The sequence below is a fragment of the Janthinobacterium sp. PAMC25594 genome (assembly GCF_019443505.1).
In the GTDB taxonomy this organism is placed as follows: domain Bacteria; phylum Pseudomonadota; class Gammaproteobacteria; order Burkholderiales; family Burkholderiaceae_D; genus Janthinobacterium.
In genome coordinates this window covers 4,190,509-4,216,853 of record NZ_CP080377.1, presented here as the reverse complement: position 1 = coordinate 4,216,853, position 26,345 = coordinate 4,190,509, and the positions used below count along the sequence as shown (strand labels likewise).

General features: G+C 62.3%; 20 protein-coding genes and 4 tRNA genes. 11 read left to right on the top strand and 13 right to left on the bottom strand.

The genetic code is table 11. The features are described 5' to 3' along the window. The first annotated feature begins 109 nt into the window (after nt 1–109). Nucleotides 110–2,959 (top strand): excinuclease ABC subunit UvrA, encoded by a 2,850-nt coding sequence (gene uvrA, locus KY494_RS18900; RefSeq protein ID WP_219135829.1) that lies wholly within the window; start codon nt 110–112, stop codon nt 2,957–2,959. Nucleotides 2,960–3,101: 142 nt separating this feature from the next. On the opposite strand, the gene KY494_RS18895 is transcribed toward uvrA, so the two are convergent. After that, complete coding sequence (locus KY494_RS18895) at nt 3,102–4,973, bottom strand: phosphoenolpyruvate carboxykinase (GTP) (RefSeq protein ID WP_219887833.1); 1,872 nt, start codon at nt 4,971–4,973, stop codon at nt 3,102–3,104. Between the two features lie 328 nt (nt 4,974–5,301). Here KY494_RS18895 and KY494_RS18890 point away from each other — a divergent pair, with 328 nt between their 5' ends. Next, on the top strand, nt 5,302–6,315 hold the full coding sequence (locus KY494_RS18890; protein ID WP_219135831.1) for a D-2-hydroxyacid dehydrogenase family protein: 1,014 nt from the start codon (nt 5,302–5,304) through the stop codon (nt 6,313–6,315). On the opposite strand, the gene KY494_RS18885 is transcribed toward KY494_RS18890, so the two are convergent. Continuing rightward, nucleotides 6,303–7,076: an L-asparaginase gene (locus KY494_RS18885; RefSeq protein ID WP_219887832.1), complete on the bottom strand. Its 774-nt coding sequence runs from the start codon at nt 7,074–7,076 to the stop codon at nt 6,303–6,305. The two genes, KY494_RS18890 and KY494_RS18885, sit on opposite strands and share 13 nt — an antisense overlap. 161 nt (nt 7,077–7,237) lie before the next feature. On the opposite strand from KY494_RS18885, the gene KY494_RS18880 reads away from it, so the two are divergent. Continuing rightward, on the top strand, nt 7,238–7,723 hold the full coding sequence (locus tag KY494_RS18880) for an asparaginase domain-containing protein (protein ID WP_034781194.1): 486 nt from the start codon (nt 7,238–7,240) through the stop codon (nt 7,721–7,723). 80 nt (nt 7,724–7,803) lie between these two features. On the opposite strand, the gene KY494_RS18875 is transcribed toward KY494_RS18880, so the two are convergent. Both KY494_RS18875 and dinB read right to left on the bottom strand, forming a co-directional pair. Beyond that, nucleotides 7,804–8,700, bottom strand: a complete 897-nt coding sequence (locus KY494_RS18875; RefSeq protein WP_100874868.1) for a recombination-associated protein RdgC — start codon at nt 8,698–8,700, stop codon at nt 7,804–7,806. A 116-nt stretch (nt 8,701–8,816) separates the two neighbouring features. Beyond that, nucleotides 8,817–9,935 (bottom strand): DNA polymerase IV, encoded by a 1,119-nt coding sequence (dinB, locus tag KY494_RS18870; RefSeq protein WP_219891650.1) that lies wholly within the window; start codon nt 9,933–9,935, stop codon nt 8,817–8,819. Between the two features lie 204 nt (nt 9,936–10,139). Here dinB and KY494_RS18865 point away from each other — a divergent pair, with 204 nt between their 5' ends. The 8 genes from KY494_RS18865 (at nt 10,140) to KY494_RS18830 (ending at nt 15,364) form a co-directional block, all read left to right on the top strand. Beyond that, nucleotides 10,140–12,278: a S9 family peptidase gene (locus KY494_RS18865; RefSeq protein WP_258194323.1), complete on the top strand. Its 2,139-nt coding sequence runs from the start codon at nt 10,140–10,142 to the stop codon at nt 12,276–12,278. 99 nt (nt 12,279–12,377) lie between these two features. Then, a tRNA-Val gene (locus KY494_RS18860) sits at nt 12,378–12,453 on the top strand. A 54-nt stretch (nt 12,454–12,507) separates the two neighbouring features. Next, nucleotides 12,508–12,584: transfer RNA gene (locus KY494_RS18855), tRNA-Asp, on the top strand. Between the two features lie 217 nt (nt 12,585–12,801). Then, a tRNA-Val gene (locus KY494_RS18850) sits at nt 12,802–12,877 on the top strand. A 57-nt stretch (nt 12,878–12,934) separates the two neighbouring features. Next, nucleotides 12,935–13,011: transfer RNA gene (locus KY494_RS18845), tRNA-Asp, on the top strand. A 159-nt stretch (nt 13,012–13,170) separates the two neighbouring features. Continuing rightward, nucleotides 13,171–14,274: a hypothetical protein gene (locus tag KY494_RS18840; RefSeq protein WP_258194322.1), complete on the top strand. Its 1,104-nt coding sequence runs from the start codon at nt 13,171–13,173 to the stop codon at nt 14,272–14,274. After that, nucleotides 14,265–14,891 (top strand): ATP-binding cassette domain-containing protein, encoded by a 627-nt coding sequence (locus KY494_RS18835; protein WP_219887831.1) that lies wholly within the window; start codon nt 14,265–14,267, stop codon nt 14,889–14,891. The genes KY494_RS18840 and KY494_RS18835 overlap by 10 nt, the downstream gene beginning before the upstream one ends. Nucleotides 14,892–15,025: 134 nt before the next feature. Next, nucleotides 15,026–15,364 (top strand): CzcE family metal-binding protein, encoded by a 339-nt coding sequence (locus KY494_RS18830; protein WP_219887830.1) that lies wholly within the window; start codon nt 15,026–15,028, stop codon nt 15,362–15,364. 67 nt (nt 15,365–15,431) lie between these two features. Here KY494_RS18830 and ahpF read toward each other — a convergent pair whose 3' ends face one another. From ahpF to KY494_RS18785, 9 genes are all read right to left on the bottom strand, one after another. Continuing rightward, nucleotides 15,432–17,027: an alkyl hydroperoxide reductase subunit F gene (gene ahpF / locus KY494_RS18825; RefSeq protein ID WP_219887829.1), complete on the bottom strand. Its 1,596-nt coding sequence runs from the start codon at nt 17,025–17,027 to the stop codon at nt 15,432–15,434. Between the two features lie 99 nt (nt 17,028–17,126). Next, nucleotides 17,127–17,690: an alkyl hydroperoxide reductase subunit C gene (gene ahpC / locus KY494_RS18820; protein ID WP_034780873.1), complete on the bottom strand. Its 564-nt coding sequence runs from the start codon at nt 17,688–17,690 to the stop codon at nt 17,127–17,129. 188 nt (nt 17,691–17,878) lie between these two features. Continuing rightward, nucleotides 17,879–18,268: a DUF3597 domain-containing protein gene (locus tag KY494_RS18815; RefSeq protein ID WP_219887828.1), complete on the bottom strand. Its 390-nt coding sequence runs from the start codon at nt 18,266–18,268 to the stop codon at nt 17,879–17,881. A 176-nt stretch (nt 18,269–18,444) separates the two neighbouring features. Then, nucleotides 18,445–21,252: an EAL domain-containing protein gene (locus tag KY494_RS18810; RefSeq protein ID WP_258194321.1), complete on the bottom strand. Its 2,808-nt coding sequence runs from the start codon at nt 21,250–21,252 to the stop codon at nt 18,445–18,447. A 133-nt stretch (nt 21,253–21,385) separates the two neighbouring features. After that, nucleotides 21,386–21,778, bottom strand: coding sequence for a D-ribose pyranase (gene rbsD, locus KY494_RS18805; protein WP_035823039.1), 393 nt, complete (start codon nt 21,776–21,778; stop codon nt 21,386–21,388). After that, nucleotides 21,778–22,689 (bottom strand): ribokinase, encoded by a 912-nt coding sequence (gene rbsK / locus KY494_RS18800; protein ID WP_219887827.1) that lies wholly within the window; start codon nt 22,687–22,689, stop codon nt 21,778–21,780. The genes rbsD and rbsK overlap by 1 nt, the downstream gene beginning before the upstream one ends. After that, a complete protein-coding gene (locus KY494_RS18795) occupies nt 22,686–23,735 on the bottom strand; it encodes a LacI family DNA-binding transcriptional regulator (RefSeq protein ID WP_219887826.1) in 1,050 nt (349 codons plus the stop codon). The genes rbsK and KY494_RS18795 overlap by 4 nt, the downstream gene beginning before the upstream one ends. Before the next feature lie 9 nt (nt 23,736–23,744). Beyond that, nucleotides 23,745–24,716 carry an ABC transporter permease gene (locus KY494_RS18790; RefSeq protein ID WP_219887825.1) on the bottom strand — a complete coding sequence of 324 codons (972 nt, stop codon included), beginning with the start codon at nt 24,714–24,716 and terminating at the stop codon, nt 23,745–23,747. A gap of 18 nt (nt 24,717–24,734) precedes the next feature. Continuing rightward, nucleotides 24,735–26,285: a sugar ABC transporter ATP-binding protein gene (locus KY494_RS18785; protein ID WP_219887824.1), complete on the bottom strand. Its 1,551-nt coding sequence runs from the start codon at nt 26,283–26,285 to the stop codon at nt 24,735–24,737. Nucleotides 26,286–26,345: the final 60 nt, after the last annotated feature.

Genomic DNA, 26,345 nt, shown 5'->3' with positions numbered 1-26,345 from the left:
CATGCAGAGCAAAACCCGGCTATAGTTACAGGTTGACCCGTTGTGGCTCCTCATCCGCACCCAGGCACAATGCGCCGGCCGCACCACTCACTGAAAGCAAGGCAATCACATGGAACAGATCCGCATTCGCGGCGCTCGCACGCATAACCTCAAGAATATCAATCTCGATTTGCCGCGCAATAAGCTGATCGTGATTACCGGCCTGTCCGGCTCCGGCAAGTCGTCGCTGGCCTTCGACACCCTGTACGCGGAAGGCCAGCGCCGCTATGTCGAGTCGCTGTCGGCCTACGCGCGCCAGTTTTTGCAGCTGATGGAAAAGCCGGACGTCGACCTGATCGAGGGCTTATCGCCGGCCATCTCCATCGAACAGAAGGCAACATCGCATAACCCGCGCTCGACGGTGGGCACCGTGACGGAAATCCACGATTATCTGCGCCTGCTGTACGCACGCGTGGGCACGCCGTACTGCCCCGACCACCCGGAAAACGCGCTGGCCGCCCAGTCCGTGTCGCAAATGGTCGATGCCGTGCTGGCCATGCCGGAAGACACCAAGCTGATGATACTCGCGCCCGTCGTCGCCAACCGCAAGGGCGAACACGTCGACCTGTTCGAGCAGATGCAGGCGCAGGGCTTCGTGCGCTTTCGCGTACAGAGCGGCACGCATGCGTCCAAGATCTATGAAGTCGATGACCTGCCGAAATTAAAGAAGACGGAAAAACATACGATCGACGTCGTCATCGACCGGGTCAAGGTGAACCAGGAAATCAAGCAGCGCCTGGCGGAAAGTTTCGAAACGGCCCTGCGCCTGGCCGATGGCCGCGCCATTGCCTACGAAATGGATACCGCCCAGGAACACGTGTATTCGAATAAATTCGCCTGCAATGTGTGCGGCTATTCCCTGCAGGAACTGGAACCGCGTTTGTTTTCGTTCAACAACCCGATGGGCGCCTGCCCGGAATGCGACGGCCTGGGACACATTGAATTCTTTGACCCGAAACGCATCGTCGCGTTCCCGAACCTGTCGCTGGCGTCGGGCGCCGTCAAGGGCTGGGACCGCCGCAACCAGTTTTACTTCCAGATGCTGTCGAACCTGGCCGCGTTTTACGAATTCGACCTGGACATGCCGTTCGAGCAGCTGGCACTGAATGCCCAGCAAGCTGTGTTGTACGGTTCCGGCAAGCAAGTGATTCCGTTTACCTATGTCAACGAGCGGGGCCGCACCGTCATCAAGGAACACACGTTCGAAGGCGTGGTCAACAATCTGCAGCGCCGCTACCGCGAGACGGACTCGATGGCCGTCAAGGAAGAACTGGCCAAGTTCATCAATGAAAAATGCTGCCCCTCATGCGATGGCGCGCGCCTGCGCGTGGAAGCGCGCTTCGTCAAGGTCGGCACGGGCAAGCAGCAGCGCGCCATCTATGAAGTGGCGGGCAAACCGCTGCGCGAGACGCTGGAATTTTTTGAAAAGCTGAAACTGACGGGCGCCAAGAAGGAAATCGCCGACAGGGTCGTGAAGGAAATCATTTCGCGCCTGAAATTCCTCAACAACGTGGGCCTCGATTACCTGTCCTTGGACCGCAGCGCCGACACGCTGTCGGGCGGCGAAGCACAGCGCATCCGCCTGGCATCGCAAATCGGCTCCGGTTTGACGGGCGTCATGTATGTGCTCGATGAACCGTCGATCGGCTTGCATCAGCGCGATAATGACCGCCTGATCGAAACGCTGAAACACTTGCGCGACATCGGCAACAGCGTGCTGGTGGTCGAGCACGATGAAGACGCCATCCGCACGGCCGACTACATCGTCGACATGGGCATCGGCGCTGGCGTGCACGGCGGCGAAATCATCGCCGAAGGCACCCTGCAAGATATTCTCAAGAACAAGAAGTCGCTGACGGCGCAATACCTGAACGGCAAGCTGAAAATCGCCGTGCCGGCCAAGCGCCATGTCAGCAATCCGGAAAAGCAGTTGGTGATTACTGGCGCGACGGGCAACAACCTGAAGAAGGTGTCGCTGAGCTTGCCGGTGGGCCTGATGACGTGCGTGACGGGCGTATCCGGCTCGGGCAAATCGTCGCTGGTCAACGATACCCTGTACCCGGCCCTGTCGCGCCATTTATATGGTTCGCAGACGGAACCGGCGCCGCACGAATCGATCAGCGGCCTGGAACACTTCGACAAGGTCATTTCCGTCGACCAGGCACCGATCGGCCGCACGCCGCGCTCGAACCCCGCCACCTACACGGGCTTGTTTACACCGATCCGCGATCTGTTCGCCACCGTGCCGACGGCCAAGGAACGCGGCTACAGCGCGGGCCGCTTCTCGTTCAACGTGAAGGGCGGCCGCTGCGAAGCGTGCCAGGGCGATGGCGTGATCAAGGTCGAGATGCACTTCCTGCCCGACGTCTACGTGCCGTGCGACGTGTGCCACGGCAAGCGCTACAACCGCGAAACGCTGGAAGTGCACTACAAGGGCAAGAGCATCACGGAAGTGCTGGGCATGACGGTGGAAGAGGCGCATGAATTCTTCAAGCCCGTGCCCTTGATCGCGCGCAAGCTGCAAACCCTGCTCGACGTGGGCCTCGGCTACATCAAGCTGGGCCAGAGCGCCACCACCTTGTCCGGCGGCGAAGCGCAGCGCGTCAAACTGTCGCTGGAACTGTCCAAGCGCGACACGGGCCGCACCCTGTACATCCTCGATGAACCGACGACGGGCTTGCACTTCCACGACATCGATTTGTTGCTGAAAGTCATACACCGCCTGCGCGACCAGGGCAACACCCTCGTCATCATCGAGCACAACCTGGACGTCATCAAGACGGCCGACTGGCTGGTCGACCTGGGCCCCGAAGGCGGCGCCGGCGGCGGGCAGATCATCGCCACGGGCACGCCGGAAGACGTGGCGCTGAACCCGGCCAGCGTGACGGGGAAATACCTGGGGCCGCTGCTCAAGCAATAACGACGGCAGCGCCATAAAAAACGGCGCGGATTGCTCATGCAATCCGCGCCGTTTCTCTTTTTGCTAGCACCCCAGTCATTGCCGGCGTGTCATTTATCGCACGCCAGTCTTTGCCAGCGTGTTTCTCCCCCACTACTAAACTTTATGCACTCAGCCGCTTTTCCAGCGCAGCCTTGTGATCTGCCAATTCTTGCGGCAGATGATACGCGAGTTTTTCAAACAGCTCCGTATGCAATTTCAATTCTTCCCGCCACGCCGCCTTGTCGATCGACGTGATGGTGTCGAACTGTTGCTGCGTGAATGGCAAGCCATCCCAGTTCAGGTCGCCATACTGCGGCGTCGTGCCGAACAGGTTTTCCACGCCGCCCGCCGTGCCTTCGATACGCTCCAGCATCCACTTCAGCACGCGCATATTGTCGCCAAAGCCAGGCCAGACGAACTTGCCTGCCTCGTCCGTGCGGAACCAGTTGACGCAATAGATCTTCGGCAGGGCGGCCGGGTTGACCTTGCCCACCTTGACGCCCATGTCCAGCCAGTGCTGGAAGTAATCGCTCATGTTATAGCCGATAAACGGCAACATGGCAAATGGATCGCGGCGCACGACGCCCATCTGGCCAACGGCCGCGGCCGTCGTTTCGGACCCCATGGTGGCGGCCATGTAGACGCCTTCGACCCAGTTGCGCGCTTCGGTCACCAGCGGCACGGTGGTGGAGCGGCGGCCACCGAAAATGAAGGCCGAGATCGGCACGCCGGCCGGATCGTCCCAGGCCGCGTCGATCACGGGGTTTTGCGTGGCAGCAACAGTGAAGCGCGCGTTCGGGTGCGCCGCCTTGGTGCCGGACGCCGGCGTCCAGTCCTTGCCCTGCCAGTCGATCAGGTGGCTTGGCGCTTCTTTCGTCAAGCCTTCCCACCAGACGTCGCCGTCGTCCGTCAGCGCCACGTTGGTGAAAATCGTGTTGTCGCGCATGGACGCCATGCAGTTGTAATTGGTTTTTTCGTTGGTGCCCGGCGCAACGCCAAAATAACCGGCTTCCGGGTTGATGGCGTACAAACGGCCGTCGGCACCGGGCTTGATCCAGGCGATATCGTCGCCGATGGTGGTCACTTTCCAGCCATTAAAACTTGCCGGCGGGATCAGCATGGCGAAGTTGGTCTTGCCGCAAGCCGATGGGAACGCTGCCGCGACGTAATGCTTCTTGCCTTCCGGCGATTCCACACCGAGGATCAGCATGTGTTCGGCCAGCCAGCCCGGGTTGTTGTCGGACGCCTGCGCTGCCTGGTAGCCCATGTTCGAGGCGATGCGCAGGGCGAAGCATTTCTTGCCCAGCAAGGCGTTGCCGCCGTAGCCGGAGCCGAAAGACCAGATTTCGCGCGTTTCCGGGAAATGCACGATGTACTTGGTGCTGTTGCACGGCCATTTCACGTCTTGCTGACCGGCAGCCAGCGGTGCGCCCACGCTGTGCACGCACGGCACGAATGCACCATCGGTACCCAGCACGTCGTACACGGCGCGGCCCATGCGGGTCATGACCTTCATGTTGACGGCGACATACGGCGAATCGGACAGTTCCACGCCGATGTGCGCGATCGGCGAGCCCAGCGGGCCCATCGAGAATGGCACGACGTACATGGTGCGGCCGCGCATGCAGCCATCGAACAGGCCGTTCAGGGTGTGGCGCATTTCGCCAGGCTCGGTCCAGTTATTCGTCGGGCCGGCCGCTTCTTTTGTTGCCGAGCAGATATACGTGCGGTCTTCGACGCGGGCCACGTCGCTCGGGTCCGAGCAGGCCAGGTAGGAATTCGGGCGCTTGTCGGCATTCAGTTTTTTCATGGTGCCGCTGGCAACCATCTCGGCACACAGGCGCTCGTACTCTTCCTGCGAACCATCGCACCAGTAAATACGCTCCGGCTTGGTCAGCGCGGCAATGTCGGCCACCCAGTTGATCAGTTTCTGTTGTTTAATATAAGCTGGGACGTTGAGTGCGGCGACGCCACCCATGACGGGCTGATTCATATTACCTCCAATACCAATAAAAGAAATTCTGGTCATTCCGGCAAGACTGGCAGCATCGTTGAGAGGTGGCTGCGGCTCACTGCGGGCGGCGTCTTCACGCGGGCAGGGCTCTGGTGTCGTTTACCTGGATCATGCACCCAGGCTGCGGGAACAGTTTGCGCTATAACTATAATCAGGAAGCTTCAAAAGTGCCGGCGATTGTACACCCGCAAAACAGCTATTCTCGCAAAAATGTAGGAGAATAGCTTGACTAATGTAGTAGGCTATTCAGCATTTCCCGTATCCTGTTATTTCCCTACCAAATTCTTACTAAAATCGGCCATCTACCATGAAAATTGCCATACTCGATGATTATCAGGATGCCGTGCGCAGCCTCGATTGTTTCAAATTGCTCGATGGCCACGAGGTCAAAGTGTTCAGCAATACGGCGCGGGGACTGGGTCAGCTGGCGATCCGCCTGGCGCCATTCGACGCGCTGGTGCTGATCCGCGAACGCAGCAGTTTCAACCGCGCCTTGCTGTCGAAACTGCCGAACCTGAAACTGATTTCGCAGACGGGCAAGGTCAGCGGCCACATCGATGTGGCGGCCGCCACGGAACTGGGCATCGCCATCGCGGAAGGCATCGGCTCGCCCACGGCGCCGGCCGAACTGACGTGGGCGCTGATCATGGCGGCGCAGCGCAAGATCGTGCCGTACGCGCAACATTTACAGGAAGGGCTGTGGCAGACCTCGTCGCTGGAAGCAAAGCGCAATACGCTGGGGACGGTATTGAAAGGGCGCACCCTGGCGATCTGGGGCTACGGCAAGATCGGTCAATTGATCGCCGGCTATGGCCGCGCCTTCGGCATGACCATCCTCGTGTGGGGCAGCGAAGCGAGCCGCGCGGCGGCCGTGGCGGCCGGCGATACGGCGGCGGTTTCACGCGCAGCGTTCTTTGAACAGGCCGACGTCTTGAGCCTGCACCTGCGCCTGTCCGAAACGACACGCGGCCTGGTCACAAGCGAAGACCTGGCGCGCATGAAACCAGACGCGCTTTTCGTCAACACCAGCCGCGCCGAACTGGTCGCCGAGGGCGCGCTGGAAGCGGCGCTGCAGATGGGACGTCCGGGCGCCGCCGCGCTGGACGTGTTTACGGATGAACCATTGCCGCCCGGCGCGCCATTGCTGCTGCTGCCGAACGTGCTGGCCACGCCACACCTGGGCTACGTCGAGCGTGACAGCTATGAGCTGTATTTTCGCTACGCCTTGCAAAACATCGTCGATTTTGCGCAGCATGAATGCACGCGCCTGCTCAATCCCGAGGTGTTGCAGCACGCGCGGCAAACCGCTCAGGAGCGCTGAAACCCCTTGAGCAGGTCAGGCTCGCCCGTGATGCGGATGGCGGGCGCGGGCAGCGCGTGCCGGCCGCGCCACAGGCCGGCCCAGCCGGGTGGCCAGGCGATGTCCGGTCCACGGTACGGCGCCACGCCGGTGCGCACGGCCACGACCGGCACGGGCGGCATGTCCTGCAAGGGCTCGCCCGGGGTACGCTGCATGTCCAGGCTGTACATGTAGGTGGGCAACAAGGCGTCGCAGACGCGGCCAAACCACGCGCTATGGTCGTCGTCGCGCCCCAGCGCCTGCGCCAGGCCCTGCGGATCGAAACGCGCCAGGGCATCGATCAGCTCGCCGGTGGTGGCACCGGGCGTATCGCCCCAGCCCATCACGGGGTTGACGTTGTAATCGGCGCCCGAACCGTACCAGCCTTCGCGCCAGGGCCGTTGCATCCAGTCGCGCGGCCCCGTAAACAAATGCCAGCGCCAGTGCAGTCCGGACGGCTTGGGCCAGGAATACAGATACAGTTTTTGATAACCGGCCTGGTGCAGCTCGCGCACCATGGTCATCAGGCGCGCATGCGGCATGCGGTCGGGCGGCGCGCGGCGAAACAGGATCGCTTCGCCATCGGCAAACTGCACATCGTCGGTCGACAGGTTCAGGTCCAGGGTGCGCGCTTCGCTGCCGAAACGGGCGGCGATCCAGCCCGTCAGCAGATTGACGGACGTGATGACGCCATAGCCGCGGTGGCGGTGAAAAATGACGGTGCCGGGAGCGAGCGCTTTCATACGGAGTCGGGATGGCAGCAAACAAAGAAACCAGTGTACTCACAGATGGCCAAATTTTCCAGATGCGATCTGCAACGGCCCGCAGCGGGCTCGCCATTCACGCAAGGCACACAATCCACGCTATCATGCGCGTCATTCTCCACTGACATCGTGACCACATCATGACTTTGCGCATACTCGCCACCGGCGGCACTTTCGACAAACACTACAACGAATTGAACGGTACCCTGGGCTTTTCCGACAGTCATTTGCCGGCAGCGATTGCCCGCGCGCGCATGACGGCACCCGTGGCCCTGGAGCAACTGCCTCTGCTCGATTCACTCGACATGCAGGATGCGGACCGCCAGCGCGTGCTGGCCTCGTGCCGCGCGGCACAGGAGAAAGCCATCGTCATCATCCACGGCACCGACACCATGCGCGAGACGGCGCAAGTGCTGGGCGCGGCGAACCTGCAGCAAACGGTGATTTTGACGGGCGCCATGATTCCCTACGAAATCGACAACTCCGATGCCCTGTTCAACCTGGGCTTTGCCTGCGGCGTGGCGCAAACCTTGCCAGCGGGCGTGTACGTGGCCATGAATGGCCAGATCTTCGCCTGGGACAATGTGCAAAAGAACCGCGCCGCCGGCGTGTTCCAGCCCTTGTAAGCCGATGCCGGGACAGGGCTAAAAGCACAGGCGAAAAAAAAAGGAGCCGCAGCTCCTTTTTCGTACCTGCACAGCTGCTTTTATGCAGTTGCTTCACCACCCAAAGCTTCGACCACGTCGGCCATCAGCTTGGAGAGCTCGCCCGTCATCAGCATCACGTCGCCGTCGAAACGCTCGTCGTCGTTCTTCGTGCTCGATTCCGTTTCCTTGATCACGTCCAGCGGCTTGACACTCTTGATGGCCAGCGACTCCGTCAGCACGAACGAGATCTTGTCATTCCACGTCATGGCCAGGCGCGTGCACTGCTTGCCGGCCGCGATGTGGCGGCGCACGTCGTCCGCTTCCAAGGTGTGGCGCACGTAGCGCACGGTGGCCTTGCTTTCGCCCGTGGCGCGCAATTCCGTGTCCATGTCGACCGTGAAGCCGGCAGGCGCGTCGTCGGCCTGCAGCCATTCCGTCATCACCGCCACGGGCGAGCGCTGCACGCGCAGGCTTTCCAGCGGCAGTTTGTCGACGGCTTTGAGCAGCAGCTTGATGACTTCATCGGCTTTCGCCGGGCTGGCCGCATCGACCACCAGCCAGCCATTGACGGGGTCGATCCACGTCCAGACGTTGCTGCGAATGCTGAAGGCGCGCGGCAGCAACTCGTCGGCCACGCGCTCCTTCAATTCCTTCATGGCCTTTTTACCGGGCGCAAAGCCTTGCGCTTCTTCCATCTCGGCGGCGCGAGCCTTGGCCACCTGGTTGATGACGGTCGCTGGCAAGAGTTTCTTTTCCGTGCCCAGCAGGATCAACATTTGCTTGTTGACCACGTGGACCAGGCCACCGTTCGGGCGTGGCGTATCCCAGCCCTGGCGCATCAGATCCATGCTGGTCGCCGGCGTAAATTTGTTCGAGGACAAGGCCTCTTCCAGTTGTTCTGGCGTATAAGCCCATGGTGCGGGCAGGCGGTAAATCTGAAGATTCTTGAACCACATAGTTTTTGTCTTCCGTTTGTTTCAGTAGTGCCAGGGGAACGCCATTCTACACTTTCGACGTGAAAATGCCGTCAAAAGCGCGGTCTGGCGCGGTATGTATCTTGTAGGAAACGCCGCTAGAGCCTGGGAAACAGCTCCGCCTGGGCTGGCGCCTGCCGCGTGACAACGGCCGGATCGGACAAGGTCGAGATGCGCACGCCCAACAGGCGGATTTTCTTGTCAAATGGCACGCGCCGCAGGCAATCGCGGCTGGCGCGCAGGATGGCGGCGGCGTCCGCCGTGGCGCTGGGCAAGGTGATGTCGCGCGTGACGGTGCTGAAATCCTCGAAGCGCAGCTTGATGCCCACCGTGCGCCCCGCCAGCGACTGTTTATCGAGGTCGCCCGCCACGCGCGTGCACAGGCTTTCCAGCTTTTCCGACAGGGTGGCGCGGTCGCGCACCACCTGCAAGTCGCGCTCGAACGTCGTCTCGCGGCTGACGGACTTGGTTTCCCGGCTCGTCTGGACGGGCCGCTCGTCGATGCCCAGCGCCGCCTGGCGCAGCCAGCCCGTGTACAGGTCGCCGAACTGCGTGCGCAGCATGGCCATGTCGGCTTGCGCCAGCTCGCCGATGCTGACGATGCCCAGCGCTTCCAGCTTGGCCGTGGCCTTCGGGCCGATGCCATTGATCTTTTTTGCCGGCAAGGGCCAGACCCTGGTTTCGACATCCTCGGGCGACAAAATGGTCAGCCCGTCGGGTTTTTCCAGGTCGGAACAGATTTTTGCCAACAATTTGTTGGGCGCCAGGCCGACCGAGCACGACAGGCCCGTCGCCTCGAACACGGCCGCCTTCAGGCGCGCCGCCATGGCCGGCGCCTGCTCGCCATGTTCGGTCAGGTCGACATAGATTTCATCGATGCCCACGTTCTGGATGATGGGGGCAAGATTGGCCACGGCTTGCTTGAAGCGGGCCGAATACTCGCGGTAAGCCTCGAAATCGGCGGGCAGCAGGATGCTGTCGGGCGCCAGTTTCGCCGCCTTCATGATGCCCATGGCGGAAAACACGCCGAACGCGCGCGCCGCATACGTCGACGTGGTGACGACGCCGCGCCCCACGTAGTCGCGCATGCGCGCGAATTGCCGCGTGCCGTCTTCCTGCAGCATCGGTTGCTGCAGTCGGCCGCCGCCGATGACGACGGCTTCGCCGCGCAATTCCGGATATTTCAGCAGTTCCACGGAGGCAAAGAAGGCATCCATGTCCAGGTGAGCTATCCAGCGGCGGGCGGGTGGCTCGGGAAGTGGGGAGGCAGATGTGGTCAAGGACACCTCGCGGCAGGATACTGTAGTTATATACAGTATCGCTGGAAATGCCCGTGGATGCAAGTTGAAACGCATGCGCACCACAGTTGCTTTTCTCAATGGCAAGATTACAATCCTGACACGACTATAAAAGGAGTTGCCTTGTCTACAGCACATCAAGCTTTGCGCCACATGGCCGTCTGCTCATCCATCCTGCTGTCCACGCTGGCGCCATCCGCGCTGGCCGCCGATGCCACCGCCCCTGTCGCCGCCAGGACGGCCTGGCAGGAAACGCGCCACGGCACGGTCGTCACGGACGACTACCGCTGGCTGCAAAAAAAGACCGATCCTGCCGTGATCGATTACCTGAATGCGGAAAACGCCTACACGGCCGCCGTCACGGCCCCGATCCAGCCGCTGGCCGACAAGGTGACTGCGGAAGTCAAGGGCCGCATGCAGGAAGTGGACCTGTCCGTGCCTGCGCGCCAAGGTAACTTTTACTATTACACGCGCACGGAAGCGGGCAAGCAATATCCGCTGCATTGCCGCCGTCCTGTCGGCGCCAGCGGTGCCTACGATGCGCAGGCGGTCGAAGAAATCCTGCTGGACCAGAATCAATTGGCCGAAGGCCACAAATTCTTTGCCGTGCGCGCGTTTGCCATCAGCCCGAATGAACAATTGCTGGCCTACACCACCGACACGACGGGTTTCCGCCAGTACGAGCTGCATGTCAAGGATTTGAAGACGGGCAAGCTGCTGGGCGATAGCATGCCGCGCGTGACCTCGCTGGCGTGGGCGGCGGACAATGCCACCCTGATGCTGACGCAGGAAGACGCCACCACCAAGCGCTCGGACCGGCTGTTCCGCCTGGCCCTGGGCGGCGCGCCGCAACAGGTTTACCACGAGCCGGTGGAGCAATTCACCATCAATGTGGATCGCACGCACGACAAGCAGTTCTTCGTGCTGACCTCGGGCAGCACGGATACGAGCGAAGTGCTGCTGCTGCCAACGAGCAAGCCGCAAGGCAGTTTCCAGAGCGTGCTGAAACGCGAAAAAGGCCACCGCTACATCGTCGAGCACCGCGACGGCCAGTTGTATATCGTCACCAACAAGGAGGCGAAGAACTTCCGTGTCGTCAGCGCGCCGCTGTCTGCGCCGCAGCCGAAGAACTGGAAGCCCGTCGTGCCGCACAACAAGGATGCCGTGATCCAGTCCATCGACGTGTTCCAGGGCTACCTGGTGGTGATGGAAAAGGCGCGCGCCCTGAACCGCGCGCGCATCTACGATTTCGCGCATAAAAACTGGAAGACGGTGCAGTTCGACGACCCCGTCTACCTGGCCACATCCGTCGGCACGCCAGAGTTTTCCGCCACGCAATTTCGCATGTCGTACCAGTCGCCCGTCACGCCGCCCACCGTCATCGATGTCAGCATGAAGGATGGCAAGCGCACGGTACTGAAACAGCAGGAAATCGGCGGCGGCTTTGACGGCAGCCGCTACACCACGCAGCGCTTGTGGGCGAAGGCGCGCGATGGCGTGCAAGTGCCGCTGTGGGTCGTCTACAAGAAGGGAGTCAAGCTCGACGGTTCCGCGCCGCTGCTGCTGTACTCGTACGGCTCGTATGGCATTTCCACGGAAGCCACTTTCTCCATCAGCCGCATCAGCCTGCTGGAGCGGGGCGTCATCTATGCGCAGGCGCATATCCGCGGCGGCACCGACATGGGCGAAGCCTGGCATGAAGACGGCATGCTGATGAAGAAGAAAAACACCTTCAATGACTTCATCGACAGCGCCGACTATCTGGTGCGCGAAAAATGGACCAGCCCGAACCGCCTCATCATCCAGGGCGGCAGCGCCGGCGGCTTGCTGATGGGCGCCGTCGTCAACATGCGCCCCGAGCTGTTCCACGCCGTGCACGCGGCCGTGCCCTTCGTCGACGTGATGAACACCATGATGGACGCCAGCCTGCCCCTGACGACGGGAGAGTATCTGGAATGGGGCGACCCGAACCAGAAGGCGGCCTACGACTACATGCTCAGCTACTCGCCCTACGACAACATTGCGCGCAAGAATTATCCCGCCATGCTGGTGACGACGGGCCTGAACGACAGCCAGGTCATGTACTGGGAACCGGCCAAGTATGTGGCCAAGCTGCGCGCGTACAAGACGGACGGCAATCCCCTGCTGCTGAAAACGAATATGGGCGCCGGCCACGGCGGCGCATCGGGCCGCTATAACGCCATCGCCGAGAATGCGTTTAATATGGCGTGGATGCTTTCCCAATGGAATATCACGGAATAATGTGAAAAAAGCGCTTGCAGAAGGATTTTAGCCATCCTATAATAGCCCCTCTTCCAGACGTGGTGACAAACGTCGGGATGGTTTTCTGAGACAAGCAACGGGTGCTTAGCTCAGTTGGTAGAGCGGCGCCCTTACAAGGCGTAGGTCGGGAGTTCGAGCCTCTCAGCACCCACCAAATCAGAAAACTGTCCAGTGCTTCATGGATCAGCAATACAGATCATACGAGCTTGGAGTGGTAGTTCAGTTGGTTAGAATACCGGCCTGTCACGTCGGGGGTCGCGGGTTCGAGTCCCGTCCGCTCCGCCAATAAAAGAAAAGCCCTTTGGTTCCCAGAACCGAAGGGCTTTTCCCATTTCCGAACCAGAAAACACGTCAATACTCGCTCCCTTGAATATTTTTGCGCTTTTCAGCAAAAAAACTGCTTTTAGCCCTCAAGAATAGTTGCACAAGCGGGAAAGCGCCCCCTATAATAGTGCCTCTTCCAGACGTGGTGACAAACGTCGGGATAGTTTTCTGGGTATGCGGGTGCTTAGCTCAGTTGGTAGAGCGGCGCCCTTACAAGGCGTAGGTCGGGAGTTCGAGCCTCTCAGCACCCACCACCAATGCAGAAAATTATCCAGTGCTTCATGGATCAGCAACACAGATCATACGAGCTTGGAGTGGTAGTTCAGTTGGTTAGAATACCGGCCTGTCACGTCGGGGGTCGCGGGTTCGAGTCCCGTCCGCTCCGCCAATAAAAGAAAAGCCCTTTGGTTCCCAGAACCGAAGGGCTTTTCCCATTGTGGGGTCAGACCCTCAACACCGCCAACGTCAACCTCAAAGCTAACTTATCTGGGGGTCTGACCCCGGCTGTTAGAATCAGCGCTCGTCCTGACTCTGCAGCTCCTGCCTGATGCGCCTGCCCCACAGTCTTTCCCCCTACCTCGTCCTGCGCTTGCGCCTGGCCCATCATGCTTTGCTGCAATTTGCCGCCAGCCTGGCCAGTTCCATGGAAATTCTCGTGTTCCTGGCCGGCCCCGTCGTGCTGGGCTTGCTCAGCGTCATCGCCCTGCCCGGCTTTCTCGCCATGACCTTGCCCTGGCCCGCCGCTCTGGGTCTCTTGAGCGCGCAAGCCCTGCTGACCTGCCTGCCCGTCTGGTTGCTGCGCAAGCGCCTGCTGCCGGCTCCCATCGCCGCCTGGCTGCGCCAGCTGCCCTTGCCGACGCGCTTGCGCTGGCAAGCCGACGTGGCCGTGGCCGGCTTGCTGATGCTGCCGCTGGGCCTTGCCTACGCGGTCTCGGCCGGCATCTGGCTGGTGCAATCGCCGCCCTGGCTGCGCCCGATTGCCGCGCCCGGCATCGCCGCCACCGTCGCCGCCTGGCTGCTGGCCTGGCTGCTGACGACGCTCATCGTGGCGCAGCGCCTGCGCGCGCCACGCCCCGCACAAAGGGCACACCCGCCAACGATGAGCGCCTATGTGCCGCAACGGCCCCGCTGGCGCACCGTGTTCCTGTGGCGCCAGCTGTTCTGGCTGCCGTTCTGGCGCAATGACAATGTGATTGGCATCCAGCAAAGCGTACTGCTGGCCACGGCTGGCGCCAGCATGCTGGCCTGGCTGCTGCGTGCACCCCTCGTGCCGGCACCGCTGCTCGGTTTACTGGCCAGCGCCAGCCTGATCATTGTGACGGACCGGGGCGACAAGGCCGTGCGCGAGCAGATCGCCGTGCTGCGTCCATCGCTGGACGCCTGGCCCTTGGCCAGCACGGCCTTGACACGCCTGGCCTGCGCGGCGAGCCTGCTGCCACCGTTTGCCGTGCTGCTGGCAGGCGCTGTCTTGCTGTACAACATCCACCCCGCCACCTTGCAGCAGCGCGTGACCAGCGTGTATGCCCTCACCGCCAGCGCGGCCTTGCTGGCAATCGTCGGCCTGCCCCGCCTCACGGCGCGCGGACGCGTCGTCCTCGTCGTGCTGTCCATCCTTGCCTTGAGCGCTATCGGAAGCGAATTATGGAATTGAATGCCTCTTCTCCCACCTTGCACATCGAGCACCTCGATTTTCACTTCCCCACGCACAGCGTCTTCCAGGGATTCAGCCAGCAATTCGGCCCTGGCGTCACCTGGCTGCGGGGCGCGAATGGCGCCGGCAAGACGACCTTGCTGAAGTTGGCGGGCGGCGCCCTGCTGCCCGCGCGCGGGTCCATCCGCCTGGATGACGTCGACAGCGGCTGCATGCCGCTGGCGTACCGCGCACTAGCCTTCTATTGCGGCGGCGACGCACCCGCCCTGCCCTGGCTGCAAGTGCACGAATTTCTCGACCTGCACCTGGCCCTGTACCCGGGCAGCGACCAGTCGCTGCTGAACGACGAGCTGAAGGCGTTTGCCATGACGTCCACCTTGCAGCAAAGCATCATCGCCCTCTCGCTGGGCCAGCACAAAAAACTGCAACTGGCCTTGGCCCTGGCCTTGCCCGTACGCTTGCTGCTGATCGATGAACCGTTCAATGGCCTCGATACGGCCGCCATGGCACACCTGCGCGGGCGCCTGGCCGACCCGCTTCGTCTGGCGCGCCAGTGCATCGTGCTGACCAGCCACCTGGCGCCGGACGTGCCGCTGGCGGCGACGGTGGAAATATAGACAGGAAATACAGCTTTGCAAATCGACCAAGGACAGCTTACGATGCCGTGTTGCAAAAACCGGCGATCCCGGTGCAGCCACGACGACAAAACGGCACGGTTATTCACCGCGCCTGGCTTATTCTTGGAGAAATCATGTTGAACACCCACCGCAGCGCCCTGGCCATCCTGTGCGCCGTCCTTGCCGGCAGCGCCATTGCCGCCGGCCCCACGGGCACGCCCGCCGACTATGGCAGCGCCGCCCACGACGGCGCCGCGCAGCGCAGCATCGACCTGCAGCCCGATACGCGCCGCATCAACGTCACGCGCGGCGAAACCGTCACCATCGCGCGCGCCGGCCAACGTTTTACGTGGCACGTGCAAACCTTCAACAACAAGACCGTCTTCGCCCTGAGCGACATCGCGCCCAAGGACATGGCTGTCGATGGCGTCCAGGTATATGTGGCCGCCAATCCCCTGTACACGGGCAGCTAAGTTTCCTGCGCGCATAAAAAAAACCGGAACAGCCTCGCGGCCGTTCCGGTTTTTTATGCGTGAAGATTTACGCCGTCAATGCTTCTTTCGCTGCCGACTCTTCAACCACTTCCTCGTCGTCCGAGCGGATCAGGTGGTCAAAGGCGGACAGGGCTGCCTTGGCGCCTTCGCCGGTGGCGATGATGATCTGCTTGTATGGCACCGTGGTGACGTCGCCGGCCGCAAATACGCCGGGGATCGAGGTCTGGCCGCGTGCGTCCACTTCGATTTCACCGTGGCGCGACAACGCGACCGTGCCTTTCAGCCACTCCGTGTTCGGCACCAGGCCGATTTGCACGAAGACGCCTTCCAGCTCGACCTTCTTCGACTCGCCGCTGACCCGGTCCGTGTAGCTGAGGCCATTGACGATCTTGCCGTCGCCATGGATCTCGGTGGTTTGCGCCGACGTAATCACGGTCACGTTAGGCAGGCTGTGCAGCTTGCGTTGCAGCACCGCATCGGCACGCAATTCCGCGCCGAACTCGATCAGGGTCACGTGTTTTACCAGGCCGGCCAGGTCGATCGCCGCTTCCACGCCCGAGTTGCCGCCGCCGATCACGGCCACGCGCTTGCCCTTGAACAAGGGACCATCGCAGTGCGGGCAGTAGGCGACACCGCGGTTGCGGTATTCCTTCTCGCCCGGCACATTGATTTGGCGCCAGCGGGCGCCGGTGGCCAGGATCACGGTCTTGGCTTTCAGGATGGCGCCATTCGCCGTTTCGACCTCGATCAGCTTGCCCGGCGTCAACTTCGTGGCGCGCTGGGTGTTCATGATGTCGACGTCATAGGTCTTGACGTGCTGTTCCAGCGCCATGGCAAACTTCGGACCATCGGTTTCCTTGACGGAAATAAAATTCTCGATGGCCATGGTGTCGAGGGTCTGGCCGCCGAAACGCTCGGCCAGCACGCCCGTGTTGATGCCTTTGCGGGCCGCGTAAATGGCCGCTGCCGCGCCGGCAGGACCGCCGCCGACGATCAGTACATCAAAGACATCTTTCTTGCTCAAAGCTTCCGCCTGGCGGGCGCCGGCATTGGTGTCGAGCTTGGCGAGGATTTCCTCGACATTCGTGCGTCCCTGGCCGAAGTGCTGGCCATTCAGGAACATCATCGGCACGGCCATGATCTGGCGCTCTTCCACTTCTTGCGGGAACACGCCGCCATCGATGGTGGTGACCTTGATACGCGGGTTGATCACCGCCATGGCATTCAAGGCCTGCACCACTTCCGGGCAGTTATGGCAGGAGAGCGAAATAAACGTTTCAAACTCGTAATCGCCGTCGAGGTTGCGGATCTGCTCGATCACGGCATCGTCGAACTTGATGGTGTGGCCGCCCACTTGCAGCAGCGCCAGCACCAGCGAGGTAAATTCGTGGCCCAACGGCACACCGGCGAAACGCACGCCGATATCGGAGCCGGTACGGTTGATACTGAACGACGGGACCCGTACGCCAGCGTCAAGGCGCTCGACCAGCGTGATCTTGTCGCTCAACAGGACTATCTCCTGGAGCAATTCCTTCATCTCGCGGGCTTTTGCGCTGTCATCGAGAGAAGCGACCAGCTCAAGCGGATACACCACTTTTTCCAGGTAGGATTTCAGTTGGGTTTTGAGGGTTGCGTCTAACATGATTTTTTTCCTTTTCTACAAATATTTAGGCGAATGCCGGGCCGGACACCCGGTCCGGCATCGCGGTAACTACTTGTTTGCTGCTTGCTGCTTCAAGATTTAGATCTTGCCAACCAGGTCCAGCGATGGGGTCAGCGTTGCTGCGCCTTCCGTCCATTTGGCTGGGCAAACTTCGCCTGGGTGAGCGGCAACGTATTGGGCTGCCTTGACTTTGCGCAACAGTTCCGATGCGTCACGGCCGATGCCGTTGTCATGCACTTCCAGCACTTTGATGAAGCCGTCTGGATTGATGACGAAGGTACCGCGCAGTGCCATGCCTTCTTCTTCGATCATGACTTCGAAATTGCGCGACAGGGTGCCGGTCGGGTCGCCGATCAGTGCGTATTGCACTTTCTTGATCGCGTCCGAGGTATCGTGCCATGCTTTGTGCGCGAAATGCGAGTCGGTCGAGATGCCGTAGACATCGACGCCCAGCTTCTGGAATTCAGCGTGGTGATCGGCCAGGTCTTCCAGTTCGGTTGGGCAAACGAAGGTGAAGTCGGCTGGGTAGAACACGAATACCGACCACTTGCCTTTCAGCGATGCTTCCGTCAGGTCGACGAATTTGCCATTGTGGAATGCGGTTGCCTTGAATGGTTTAACTTGGGTATTGATGAGCGACATAATCATTTCCTCTCGTGTGGTGAATCAGTAAGACTCTAGTGTAAGGGGTTTTAGCCCATATGCAAAATTGATTGTAACAATAGTTTCAATTGGTTTTAGCTATCGCTACATGATGAGAACTCCATGATAGGCAGTTCCCACAGGATTGAACAGCGACAAAAAGGGTTCCCCTTCCTGCCGCCGGGTCTTTAATTTTTGAGTTCTTCCGGTACTTTGCCGCCGTTGTCCGCCAGCTTGATCATCACCTGGCGGTGCAGCCAGATGTTCATGCTGGCCGAATCGTTGGTATCACCCGTGAAGTGCAGCTCTTGCGCCAGTTCCTTGCGCGAAGCCAGGCTGCTGTCGAGTTGAAGCAGTTTCATCAGGTCGACGATGGACGTGCGCCAATTGAGTGTTTCCGCGTTCTTGCTGGCCAGGTCGACCAGCACCACTTCCACGTCCACCACCGGCACGGCAACCGCTGGTGCAGCTGCTGCTGGTGCCGCTGGCGCATCGGTAGCGGCCGCTGGCGTGGCTGCCGGGGCAGCGTCGGACGCATGGTGGAAGATTTTATTGTAGATATTGCTGAAAATGCCCATGAGGTCACCTCGAGTTGAGTGAATGGAAGAAGAGTTGCCTGCGCGCCCGGTTCATGACGCGAACCGGTGACAGCTGGAGCCGGGCGCAGGCGCCAGCCCGTCGAGTATAAGCCCGTTCAGGCCGGAAGCCCTGTCCCGCAGGGCCAGTGGACATCTGGTGGCAGGACACGCCTGTTTCAAGGGTGCAAGGGCCGCCGGGCGTGCAGCAGCGCATCGAACGCTTCGATGGCCAGCGGCGGCGCAAACAGCTCGCCTTGCGCAAAATCGCAGCCGATTTCCAGCAGCCGCGCGCGCTGCTCCGGCGTCTCCACCCCTTCGGCGATGACCTGCAAGCCCAGTTTATGCGCCATGGTGACGATGGCTTCGCACAGCGCCAGTTCGCTGGCCCCGGGCGCCAGCTTGCGCACCAGCACGCCGTCGAGCTTCAGGTAATCGATGCCGCACTGCTGCAATTGGGTCAGCGAAGCGGGGCCGCTGCCGAAGTTGTCGAGGGCAATCTGCAAGCCCGCCTCGCGCAAGTGCTGCAGCCGCTGCGCCATGCCGCTGCCGCTGCCGGCGCCCAGCAGCGCATCTTCGCGCATGTCGAGCACGATGGCCGAAGCCGGCACATCGAGCGCCAGCAACTGGCGCAGCCAGGTGCCGGGCGCCTCCACTTCGCGCTGCAGCTCCAGCGGCGACTGGTTCAGGCACAGTTGCAGCCCCGGCAAGCCGATGGCCTGGCCCTGCGCGCGCCAGCGCAGCAGTTGCGCGGCCGCCGTGCGCAGCACCCAGTCACCGATGTCGACGATCAAGCCGCTGCTCTCGGCCAGCGCCAGAAAATCCGGCGGACACACGATGCCCCGCTGCGGATGCTGCCAGCGCAGCAAGGCTTCCACCTTGGCAATATTGCCGCTGTGCAGCTCGACGATGGGCTGGTAATGCAGCTGCATCTGCTGTTCACGCAAGGCCGTGCGCAAGTCCGCCCCCAGGCGCATGCGGTTGACGGCCGCCACCTGCATGGCGGGCGTGAAATAGCTGTAGCGGTTGCGCCCCGCGCCTTTCGACACATACATGGCCTGGTCCGCATGCTTGAGCAAGTCCTCGATGGTGCCCGCGTCGTCCGGATACAGGGTGATGCCGATCGAGGCGGAGACAAACGCCTGCTCCTGCCCCAGCAAGAACGGCGCCAGCAAGCCGTCGAGTATCTGCCGGGCGATGCGGTCAACTTGCTGCAGATCATCGAGATCGGACAGGATCACCGTGAATTCATCGCCGCCCAGGCGCGCCACCGTATCCGTCTCGCGCACGCCCACGCGGATGCGCCGCGCCGCTTCGATCAGCAAGATATCGCCCTGGTGGTGACCGAGGGTGTCGTTGACTTCCTTGAAATGGTCGAGGTCGATGAACAGGATGGCCACGCGGCTCGTATCGCGCCGGCCCTGGGCCAGCGCCAGGCGCAAACGCTCGTGGAACATGCGCCGGTTTGGCAGTTGCGTCAGGGTATCGAAATTGGCTTGCTGCCAGATCAGCGCTTCCGTTTGCCGCTTGTCCGTCACGTCTTCCAGCATGCACAGGTGGTGCGGCCCACCGTGGCGCGCCGTGGCGATGGCCGTCACCGAGGCATCGACCCACACCACGTCGCCATCGGGACGCACGATGCGCTTGGCGTGGCGGAAGCCCGGCATGCGCCGCGCCAGCAGCTGCGCCACGTGTGCCTGCTCGCCCGCCACGTCGTCGGGATGGCTGATCTCCATCCAGCTCGTTTGCTTCATGTTTTCCAGGCTGCGCCCGGCGATGGCCAGATAGCGCGGATTAATATCCAGAAACTGTCCGCTCACGGTATCGATCAGGGCGATGCCCATCGGTGCTTCCTCGAACATGGTGCGAAAGCGCAATTCCCCTTGCCGGATGGTTTCCTCGGTGCGGCGGCGCTCGCGCGCCAGGTTGCTGAAGTGAAAGGCAGCCGACACGGCCAGCAAGCTGCCCGCCACGCCCAGCGACAGGTACAGCCAGCCGAGATCCGCGCCCGGCACAGGGTGGTACAGGAAACCCTGGTAGGCGCGGCTGTCCGTGGCATTGCGCGGCAGCACGCCCATGGCGGCATAGGTGTCGGCAATGTGCTGCCAGCGCTGGGGATTCATGTAGCCGAGCTCCACCAGCACGGGCTGCAGCAGCAATTCCATCTGCTGCGCCTCGTACAGCAGGTGATCGCGGTCATGGCGCTGGCTGTATTTGACGTGAATCACATCCGCCATTTCCTCGCGGTGCGCCATCGCGTACTGCCAGCCGCGCAGGCTGGCCGCGCGGAACGCTTTCACGCGCTCAGGATGCCGGCGCAGTTCGTACTCGCTGGTAAACAAATTGTCGCCGTAGAAATCGATGCCGGCCGTGCGCGGCGTAAACTGGTAATAGGGAAAGCCCGCCCGGTCCAGGTAGTCCGGTTCATTGGTGGAATACGCGGCAATCGCGTCGACCTTGCCATCGATCAAATCCCCGATCCGGTAGCTGGGCGGCAAGTGGCGCATCTGCTGCGGCGCGACGCCCATTTTCTGCAGGTACAGCGAGACTTCATCGAATGCGCCTGCCACGTCGCTGGCCGCACCGATCATCACGGGCGCCCCCACCAGCTTGCGCACATCGGGCGCACCGCCATGCTGGCGCATCAGCAGCACGCTGGGTGAATGCTGGAACACCACGGCCAGCACCACCACGGGCTTGCCGGCCATGCGGCTGAGCAACAAGGTGCTGTTACCCACACCATATTCAGCCTGGCCCGTCAGCACGGCCGCCTCGGCAAGCGGCGCGCCGCTGCCTTCGACCAATGTCACCTCGAGGCCAGCCTCGCGGTAATAACCTTGCTCGATGGCCGCGTAGTAGCCGGCAAACTGGAACTGGTGCGTGAAATTGAGCTGCAGGGAGATAGGCTCCAGCGCGCGGGCTTGTGTGGCCAGGCACAGCAGCAGAATGAAACAGCAGCGGAAAGCGTCGAATGCTTTCATCGGCATGGCAGAACACCACAGGAAGCTGCCGGGCTGGCAGGGTACGGCTATTGTAGCCGCCCCTTTTGCCGATGGATAATTATTTCACTAAGAACAATAACGTTGATGTTTTTGGCAAACAATCTGGCGTTTGTTTGCGCTAGAACACGACGCCGGCCACCAAAATGATGTTGGCATACGGACTGCACTCACCCGTACGCACGATGGCGCGCGCGCCCTTGCTCAATTGCTTGAACTCCTCGTGCGTCACCTGGCGCGCATCGGGCAAGGCCAGGGCCGCCACCTGCGCCGCCATGGCCGGATTATGCTGCGGCAATTCGCTGGCCAGCAAATGGTATTCCACCTGCATTTCACTCAATACCGTGTTGACGGTATCGATGAAGCCGGGAATGCCGCGCGTCAGGGCCAGGTCGATCAGGGGCACGCCCGGCTGCGACGGCAAGCCCGCGTCGCCGATGACGAGCATGTCGCCATGACCGAGCGACGCGATCAGTTGCGACAGCGCGATATTAAGCAGCGGTGATTTTTTCATCAGAACAACTCGTGCAAGTGGGGAATCGAGGTTTGCGCGCCGGGCTTGGTGACGCTCCAGGCGGCCGCGCGCTGGCCTTGTTGAATCGCGTCCGCCTCGTCCATGCCGGACGCCAGGCCCGCCACAAAACCGCCGATGAAGGTGTCGCCGGCAGCCGTCGTGTCGACCGCTTGCACCACTTCGGCCGGGAACGTGAAATCGCCGCCATACAGGGCCGCATGCACGCCCTTGGAACCCAAGGTGATGATGACATTGTCGCTGCCCAGCTTTTGCAGCGCGACCGCCAGCGCCTGGACGTCCGCGCCGTCCGGGCTGACGCCGGCCAGCATGGCCGCTTCGATTTCATTCGGAATCAGGTAGTCGACCAGTTCCAGCACGCCTTCTGGCAGGCTGGCGGCCGGGGCCGGGTTCAGCACCACCGTCTTGCCCAGCAAGCGGGCCAGTCTAATGGCGTGCACAACGGTGGCCATCGGCGTTTCCAGCTGCAGCACGACGATGTCCGCCTGTTCGATCAGCTCTTTGGCCGCATCGATGTGCGCGGGGCTCAGTAAATCGTTGGCGCCGCCGGCAATCACGATGCTGTTCTGGCCGTTGTCGTCGACCAGGATGGAAGCGATGCCGGACGCGACACCGGGCAAGGTGGTGATGTGGCTGTCGATGATGCCGTCACCCACGAGGGCCGCGCGCAAGGTCGCGCCGAAGGCGTCGTCGCCCACGCAGCCGACCATGGCCACTTGCTGGCCGCCGGCGGCCACTTTGCCGCTCAGGCGCGCGCAAGCCACGGCCTGGTTGGCGCCCTTGCCACCAGGAATGGTTCGAAACGCGCCGCCCGTCAGGGTTTCGCCGGGGAGGGGCATGCGCGGCACGCGCAAGACCAGGTCCATATTGATGCTGCCGATAACCACGATCATGATGTCATTCCCATCAGTTCAGTTGCAGGAGAAGTAAAAGGTACAGGCGCGGCGGCCACGCTGGAGCCGCGCACGTGCAATGCGGGGGCGATGCTGCGCTGCTGGCGCGGCAAGGCGGGGTCGGCGATGCGCGCCAGCAGGCAGGCGGCCGTGATACGGCCCAGTTCGCGCGTATTTTGCGCCACGCTGCTCAGGGCCGGATGCACGAAGCTGGCCAGGTCGATATCGTCGAAGCCGACGACGGCCAGTTCCACGGGCACGGCGATGCCGCGCTCGGCGGCGGCGCGCAAGGCGCCAAAGGCCATCAAATCATTGCAGCAGAACAAGGCGTCGGGGCGCTCGCCCTGGGGCAGCGCCAGCAAGTCCAGCGCCGCCGCATAACCGCCCGCGCTCGTAAAATCGCTATGGCGGCACAGGGCGTCGGCCAGGACCACGCCCGCGTCCGCCATGGCGCCGCGCGCGCCGGCGATGCGCTCGTTGGAAATGCTCACCTCGCGGGGACCGGCGATGCAGGCGAGGCGCCGGCGTCCCAGCCCCAGCAAATGGCGCGCGGCCAAGGATCCCCCGGCGCGGTTGTCGACGGCCACGGCATCGATGGCCAGGTCGCTGGGCGCGCGGTCGAGCAGCACGGCCGGCACCTTCATCTTGCGCAGCAATTCGCCATCGCTGTCGGCCAGCGCGGACAAGATCAGGCCGTCGCAGCGCTTGGTCAGCAGCACGTTCAGGTAATCGCGCTGCTTGACGGGGTCGTCATCGGAATTGCACAAAATCACGCTGTAGCCGGCCGCGTAGCAACTGTCCTCGATGCCGCGCGCCACTTCCGAAAAATACGGATTCGTATTATTGGGAATGATCAGGCCAATGGTGCCCGTGCTGCGGCTGCGCAAGGAGCGCGCCAGCGCGCTGGGCACGTAATGCAATTGCTCCGCCGCCGCCAGCACGGCGCGGCGCGCCGCGTCGCTGACGGGGCGGGTATTGTTAAGGACGTGCGAGACGGTGGTAAACGACACCCCCGCCGCCTGCGCCACTTGTTTGATGGTTGCCATGGGCCAGTATTATGAACGCTCGCCACGGCGGCGGTAAGTGTCGAGCACGACGGCGGCGACGATCACCAGGCCCGTGACGATGCGTTTCACGGGTTCCGACACGCCCACCTGCGCCAGGCCCGCTTCCAGCACGGAAATGATCAACACGCCGATAAAGGTGCTGATGACGGAACCGCGCCCGCCCATCAGGCTCGTGCCGCCGATCACGACGGCGGCGATCACTTGCAATTCCATGCCCACGCCGCCATTCGGGTCGGCCGCTTCCAGGCGCGACACCTGGAACAGCGCGCCCACGCCGGCCAGAAAGCCCATAAAGGCAAACACCAGCACTTTCGACGGTTTTGTGTTGATGCCGGACAGCCGCACGGCTTCTTCATTCGTGCCGATGCCGATCCAGTGGCGTCCCAGCACCGTGCGCGTGAGCACCAGGTGGCCGATGACGACGATGGCGATGGCGGCGATGAAGGCGGGCGACAGGCCGAAGGCGATCGGCGAGCTGATGCCGTCGACGGCGCTGCCGATGTATTCCGTGCGCGAATTGGTCACCTGGTACGCTAGGCCCCGTGCCATTTCCAGCACGCCCAGCGAGACGATGAACGAGGGGATGCGCCAGCCGACGGAAATGAGGCCCGTCGTCGCGCCGCACAGGGCGGCGACGAACATGCCCAGCAGGGCCGCGCTCCACACGGGCCAGCCCCAGTGCACGACGGCCAGCGACAGCACGGAAGCGGCCAGCGCCATCACGGAGCCGACGGACAGGTCGATGCCGCCGATGATCAGGACAAACGTCATGCCGACGGCCATCACCACCAGGGTCGGGATGTTGTTCGACAGGGTGCTGAGGGTAGCCAAAGTAAAAAAGTTTTCGCTGGCAAACGAGAACAGCACGCACATGGCGACCAGGGCGCCGATCAGGCCCGCATAGTTTTTCAGGTCGGCCAGGCTGCGCTGCAGATACGAAGGAGAGGAATGGGTGGTCATGGGAATCTTTCCGGCGGATCAGGCCGCAGCTGGAGTGGAAGTGGGGGTCAAATAGCCGGAGAAGGCGGCCGACAGCAGCGCGTCCTGGCTCCAGGCGCCGCGCTCGAAGGTGTCGACGATGCTGCCCGCGCTCATCACGGCGATGCGGTCGCAGATCAGCATCAGTTCGCGCAAGTCGCTCGACACGATGACGAGACCCTTGCCCTGGCGCGCCTGTTCGGCCAGCACCTGATAAATATCAAACTTGGCGCCGATATCGATGCCGCGCGTGGGCTCGTCGAACAGCATCACGGGGCAGTCGCGGTACAGCCAGCGGGCGATCACCACTTTTTGCTGGTTGCCGCCAGAGAGCTCGGCCACCGTTTGCGCGCTGCTGCGCGAGCGGATGCCCAGGCGCTGAATGTAATCGTCGGCCACCGTCGCTTCGGCCGCATCGTTGAGCCAGCCTGCGCCACTGACGGTATCGAGCGAGGCCAGGGTCGTGTTGACGGCGATGGACTGGCGCAACAACAAACCTTGGCCCTTGCGGTCTTCCGTGATCATGGCGATGCCCGCTTTCACGGCCGCCTGCGGCGAGTGCAAGGCAGCGGGTACTTCGCTGTCGCCGAGGAATACGTCACCGGCGTCGGCGCGGTCGGCGCCGAAGATCAAACGCAGCAATTCCGTGCGGCCCGAGCCGATCAGGCCGGCGATGCCGAGGATTTCACCGGCGCGCAAGTCGAACGAGGTGGGGTTGACCACCTTGCCGCGCGCCAGGCCGCGCACGCGCAGCAGCGGCGCGCCGATGGTGCGCCCGCTCAGGTCGACGGCATCGTCGGCCGAGCGGCCCACCATCAGGCTGACCAGGTCGGCGGCGGAGTGGCCCGCGATAGCGTCATCGCACACGAGCTGGCCGTCGCGCAGCACGGCGATGCGGTCGGCCACGCGCTTGAGTTCTTCCAGGCGGTGGGAAATATAGATGATGCACACGCCGTCGGCCTTCAGGCGCTCGATTTGCAGGAACAGCAATTCCACTTCGCGGTGCGTCAGCATGGCCGTCGGCTCATCGAGCACCAGCAGGCGGCAGGAACCAATCAAATTGCGTGCGATCTCGATCATCTGCTGGTGGCCGATACCCAGCTCGCCGACCAAGGTCCACGGGTCGAGGCCGCCCAGGCCCACTTTGTCCATCTGTTCGCGCGCGTCGCGTTCAAGACGGGTGCGGTCGATGAAGCCGAAACGCTGCGGCAGGTTTTTCAGGTACAGGTTTTCCGCGATCGACAAGGTGGGAATCAGATTGAGTTCCTGCATCACCATGCGGATACCCAGCGCCTCGGCGGCGCCGCGCGAGGCGGGCTGGTAAGGCTTGCCGTCGAGCAGCATGGTGCCCGTGGTGGCTTGCTCCAGGCCGCAGATGATCTTCGACAAGGTACTCTTGCCCGCGCCGTTCTCGCCCGTCAGCGCCAGCACCTGGCCAGCGGCGAAGCGCAAGCCCACGCCGCCCAGCACGGGGCCGACATAGGACTTGCCGATGTTATCGAGCGTTAACAGGGGAATGGCGGCTGGCGCCGGGGGTATGTCGATGGGCATGATAAAACTCCGCGGTAGTGGCGGCGGGGCCGGCTGCGCCTGCTCGGTGAGCAAGCGGGC

Excerpts from the sequence above, each read along its gene's own strand:
- uvrA (WP_219135829.1), top strand. The coding sequence starts at position 110 with ATGGAACAGATCCGCATTCGCGGCGCTCGCACGCATAACCTCAAGAAT.
- KY494_RS18895 (WP_219887833.1), bottom strand. The coding sequence starts at position 4,973 with ATGAATCAGCCCGTCATGGGTGGCGTCGCCGCACTCAACGTCCCAGCT.
- KY494_RS18890 (WP_219135831.1), top strand. The coding sequence starts at position 5,302 with ATGAAAATTGCCATACTCGATGATTATCAGGATGCCGTGCGCAGCCTC.
- KY494_RS18885 (WP_219887832.1), bottom strand. The coding sequence starts at position 7,076 with ATGAAAGCGCTCGCTCCCGGCACCGTCATTTTTCACCGCCACCGCGGC.
- KY494_RS18880 (WP_034781194.1), top strand. The coding sequence starts at position 7,238 with ATGACTTTGCGCATACTCGCCACCGGCGGCACTTTCGACAAACACTAC.
- KY494_RS18875 (WP_100874868.1), bottom strand. The coding sequence starts at position 8,700 with ATGTGGTTCAAGAATCTTCAGATTTACCGCCTGCCCGCACCATGGGCT.
- dinB (WP_219891650.1), bottom strand. The coding sequence starts at position 9,935 with ATGGATGCCTTCTTTGCCTCCGTGGAACTGCTGAAATATCCGGAATTG.
- KY494_RS18840 (WP_258194322.1), top strand. The coding sequence starts at position 13,171 with ATGCGCCTGCCCCACAGTCTTTCCCCCTACCTCGTCCTGCGCTTGCGC.
- KY494_RS18835 (WP_219887831.1), top strand. The coding sequence starts at position 14,265 with ATGGAATTGAATGCCTCTTCTCCCACCTTGCACATCGAGCACCTCGAT.
- KY494_RS18830 (WP_219887830.1), top strand. The coding sequence starts at position 15,026 with ATGTTGAACACCCACCGCAGCGCCCTGGCCATCCTGTGCGCCGTCCTT.
- ahpF (WP_219887829.1), bottom strand. The coding sequence starts at position 17,027 with ATGTTAGACGCAACCCTCAAAACCCAACTGAAATCCTACCTGGAAAAA.
- ahpC (WP_034780873.1), bottom strand. The coding sequence starts at position 17,690 with ATGTCGCTCATCAATACCCAAGTTAAACCATTCAAGGCAACCGCATTC.
- KY494_RS18815 (WP_219887828.1), bottom strand. The coding sequence starts at position 18,268 with ATGGGCATTTTCAGCAATATCTACAATAAAATCTTCCACCATGCGTCC.
- KY494_RS18810 (WP_258194321.1), bottom strand. The coding sequence starts at position 21,252 with ATGCCGATGAAAGCATTCGACGCTTTCCGCTGCTGTTTCATTCTGCTG.
- rbsD (WP_035823039.1), bottom strand. The coding sequence starts at position 21,778 with ATGAAAAAATCACCGCTGCTTAATATCGCGCTGTCGCAACTGATCGCG.
- rbsK (WP_219887827.1), bottom strand. The coding sequence starts at position 22,689 with ATGATCGTGGTTATCGGCAGCATCAATATGGACCTGGTCTTGCGCGTG.
- KY494_RS18795 (WP_219887826.1), bottom strand. The coding sequence starts at position 23,735 with ATGGCAACCATCAAACAAGTGGCGCAGGCGGCGGGGGTGTCGTTTACC.
- KY494_RS18790 (WP_219887825.1), bottom strand. The coding sequence starts at position 24,716 with ATGACCACCCATTCCTCTCCTTCGTATCTGCAGCGCAGCCTGGCCGAC.
- KY494_RS18785 (WP_219887824.1), bottom strand. The coding sequence starts at position 26,285 with ATGCCCATCGACATACCCCCGGCGCCAGCCGCCATTCCCCTGTTAACG.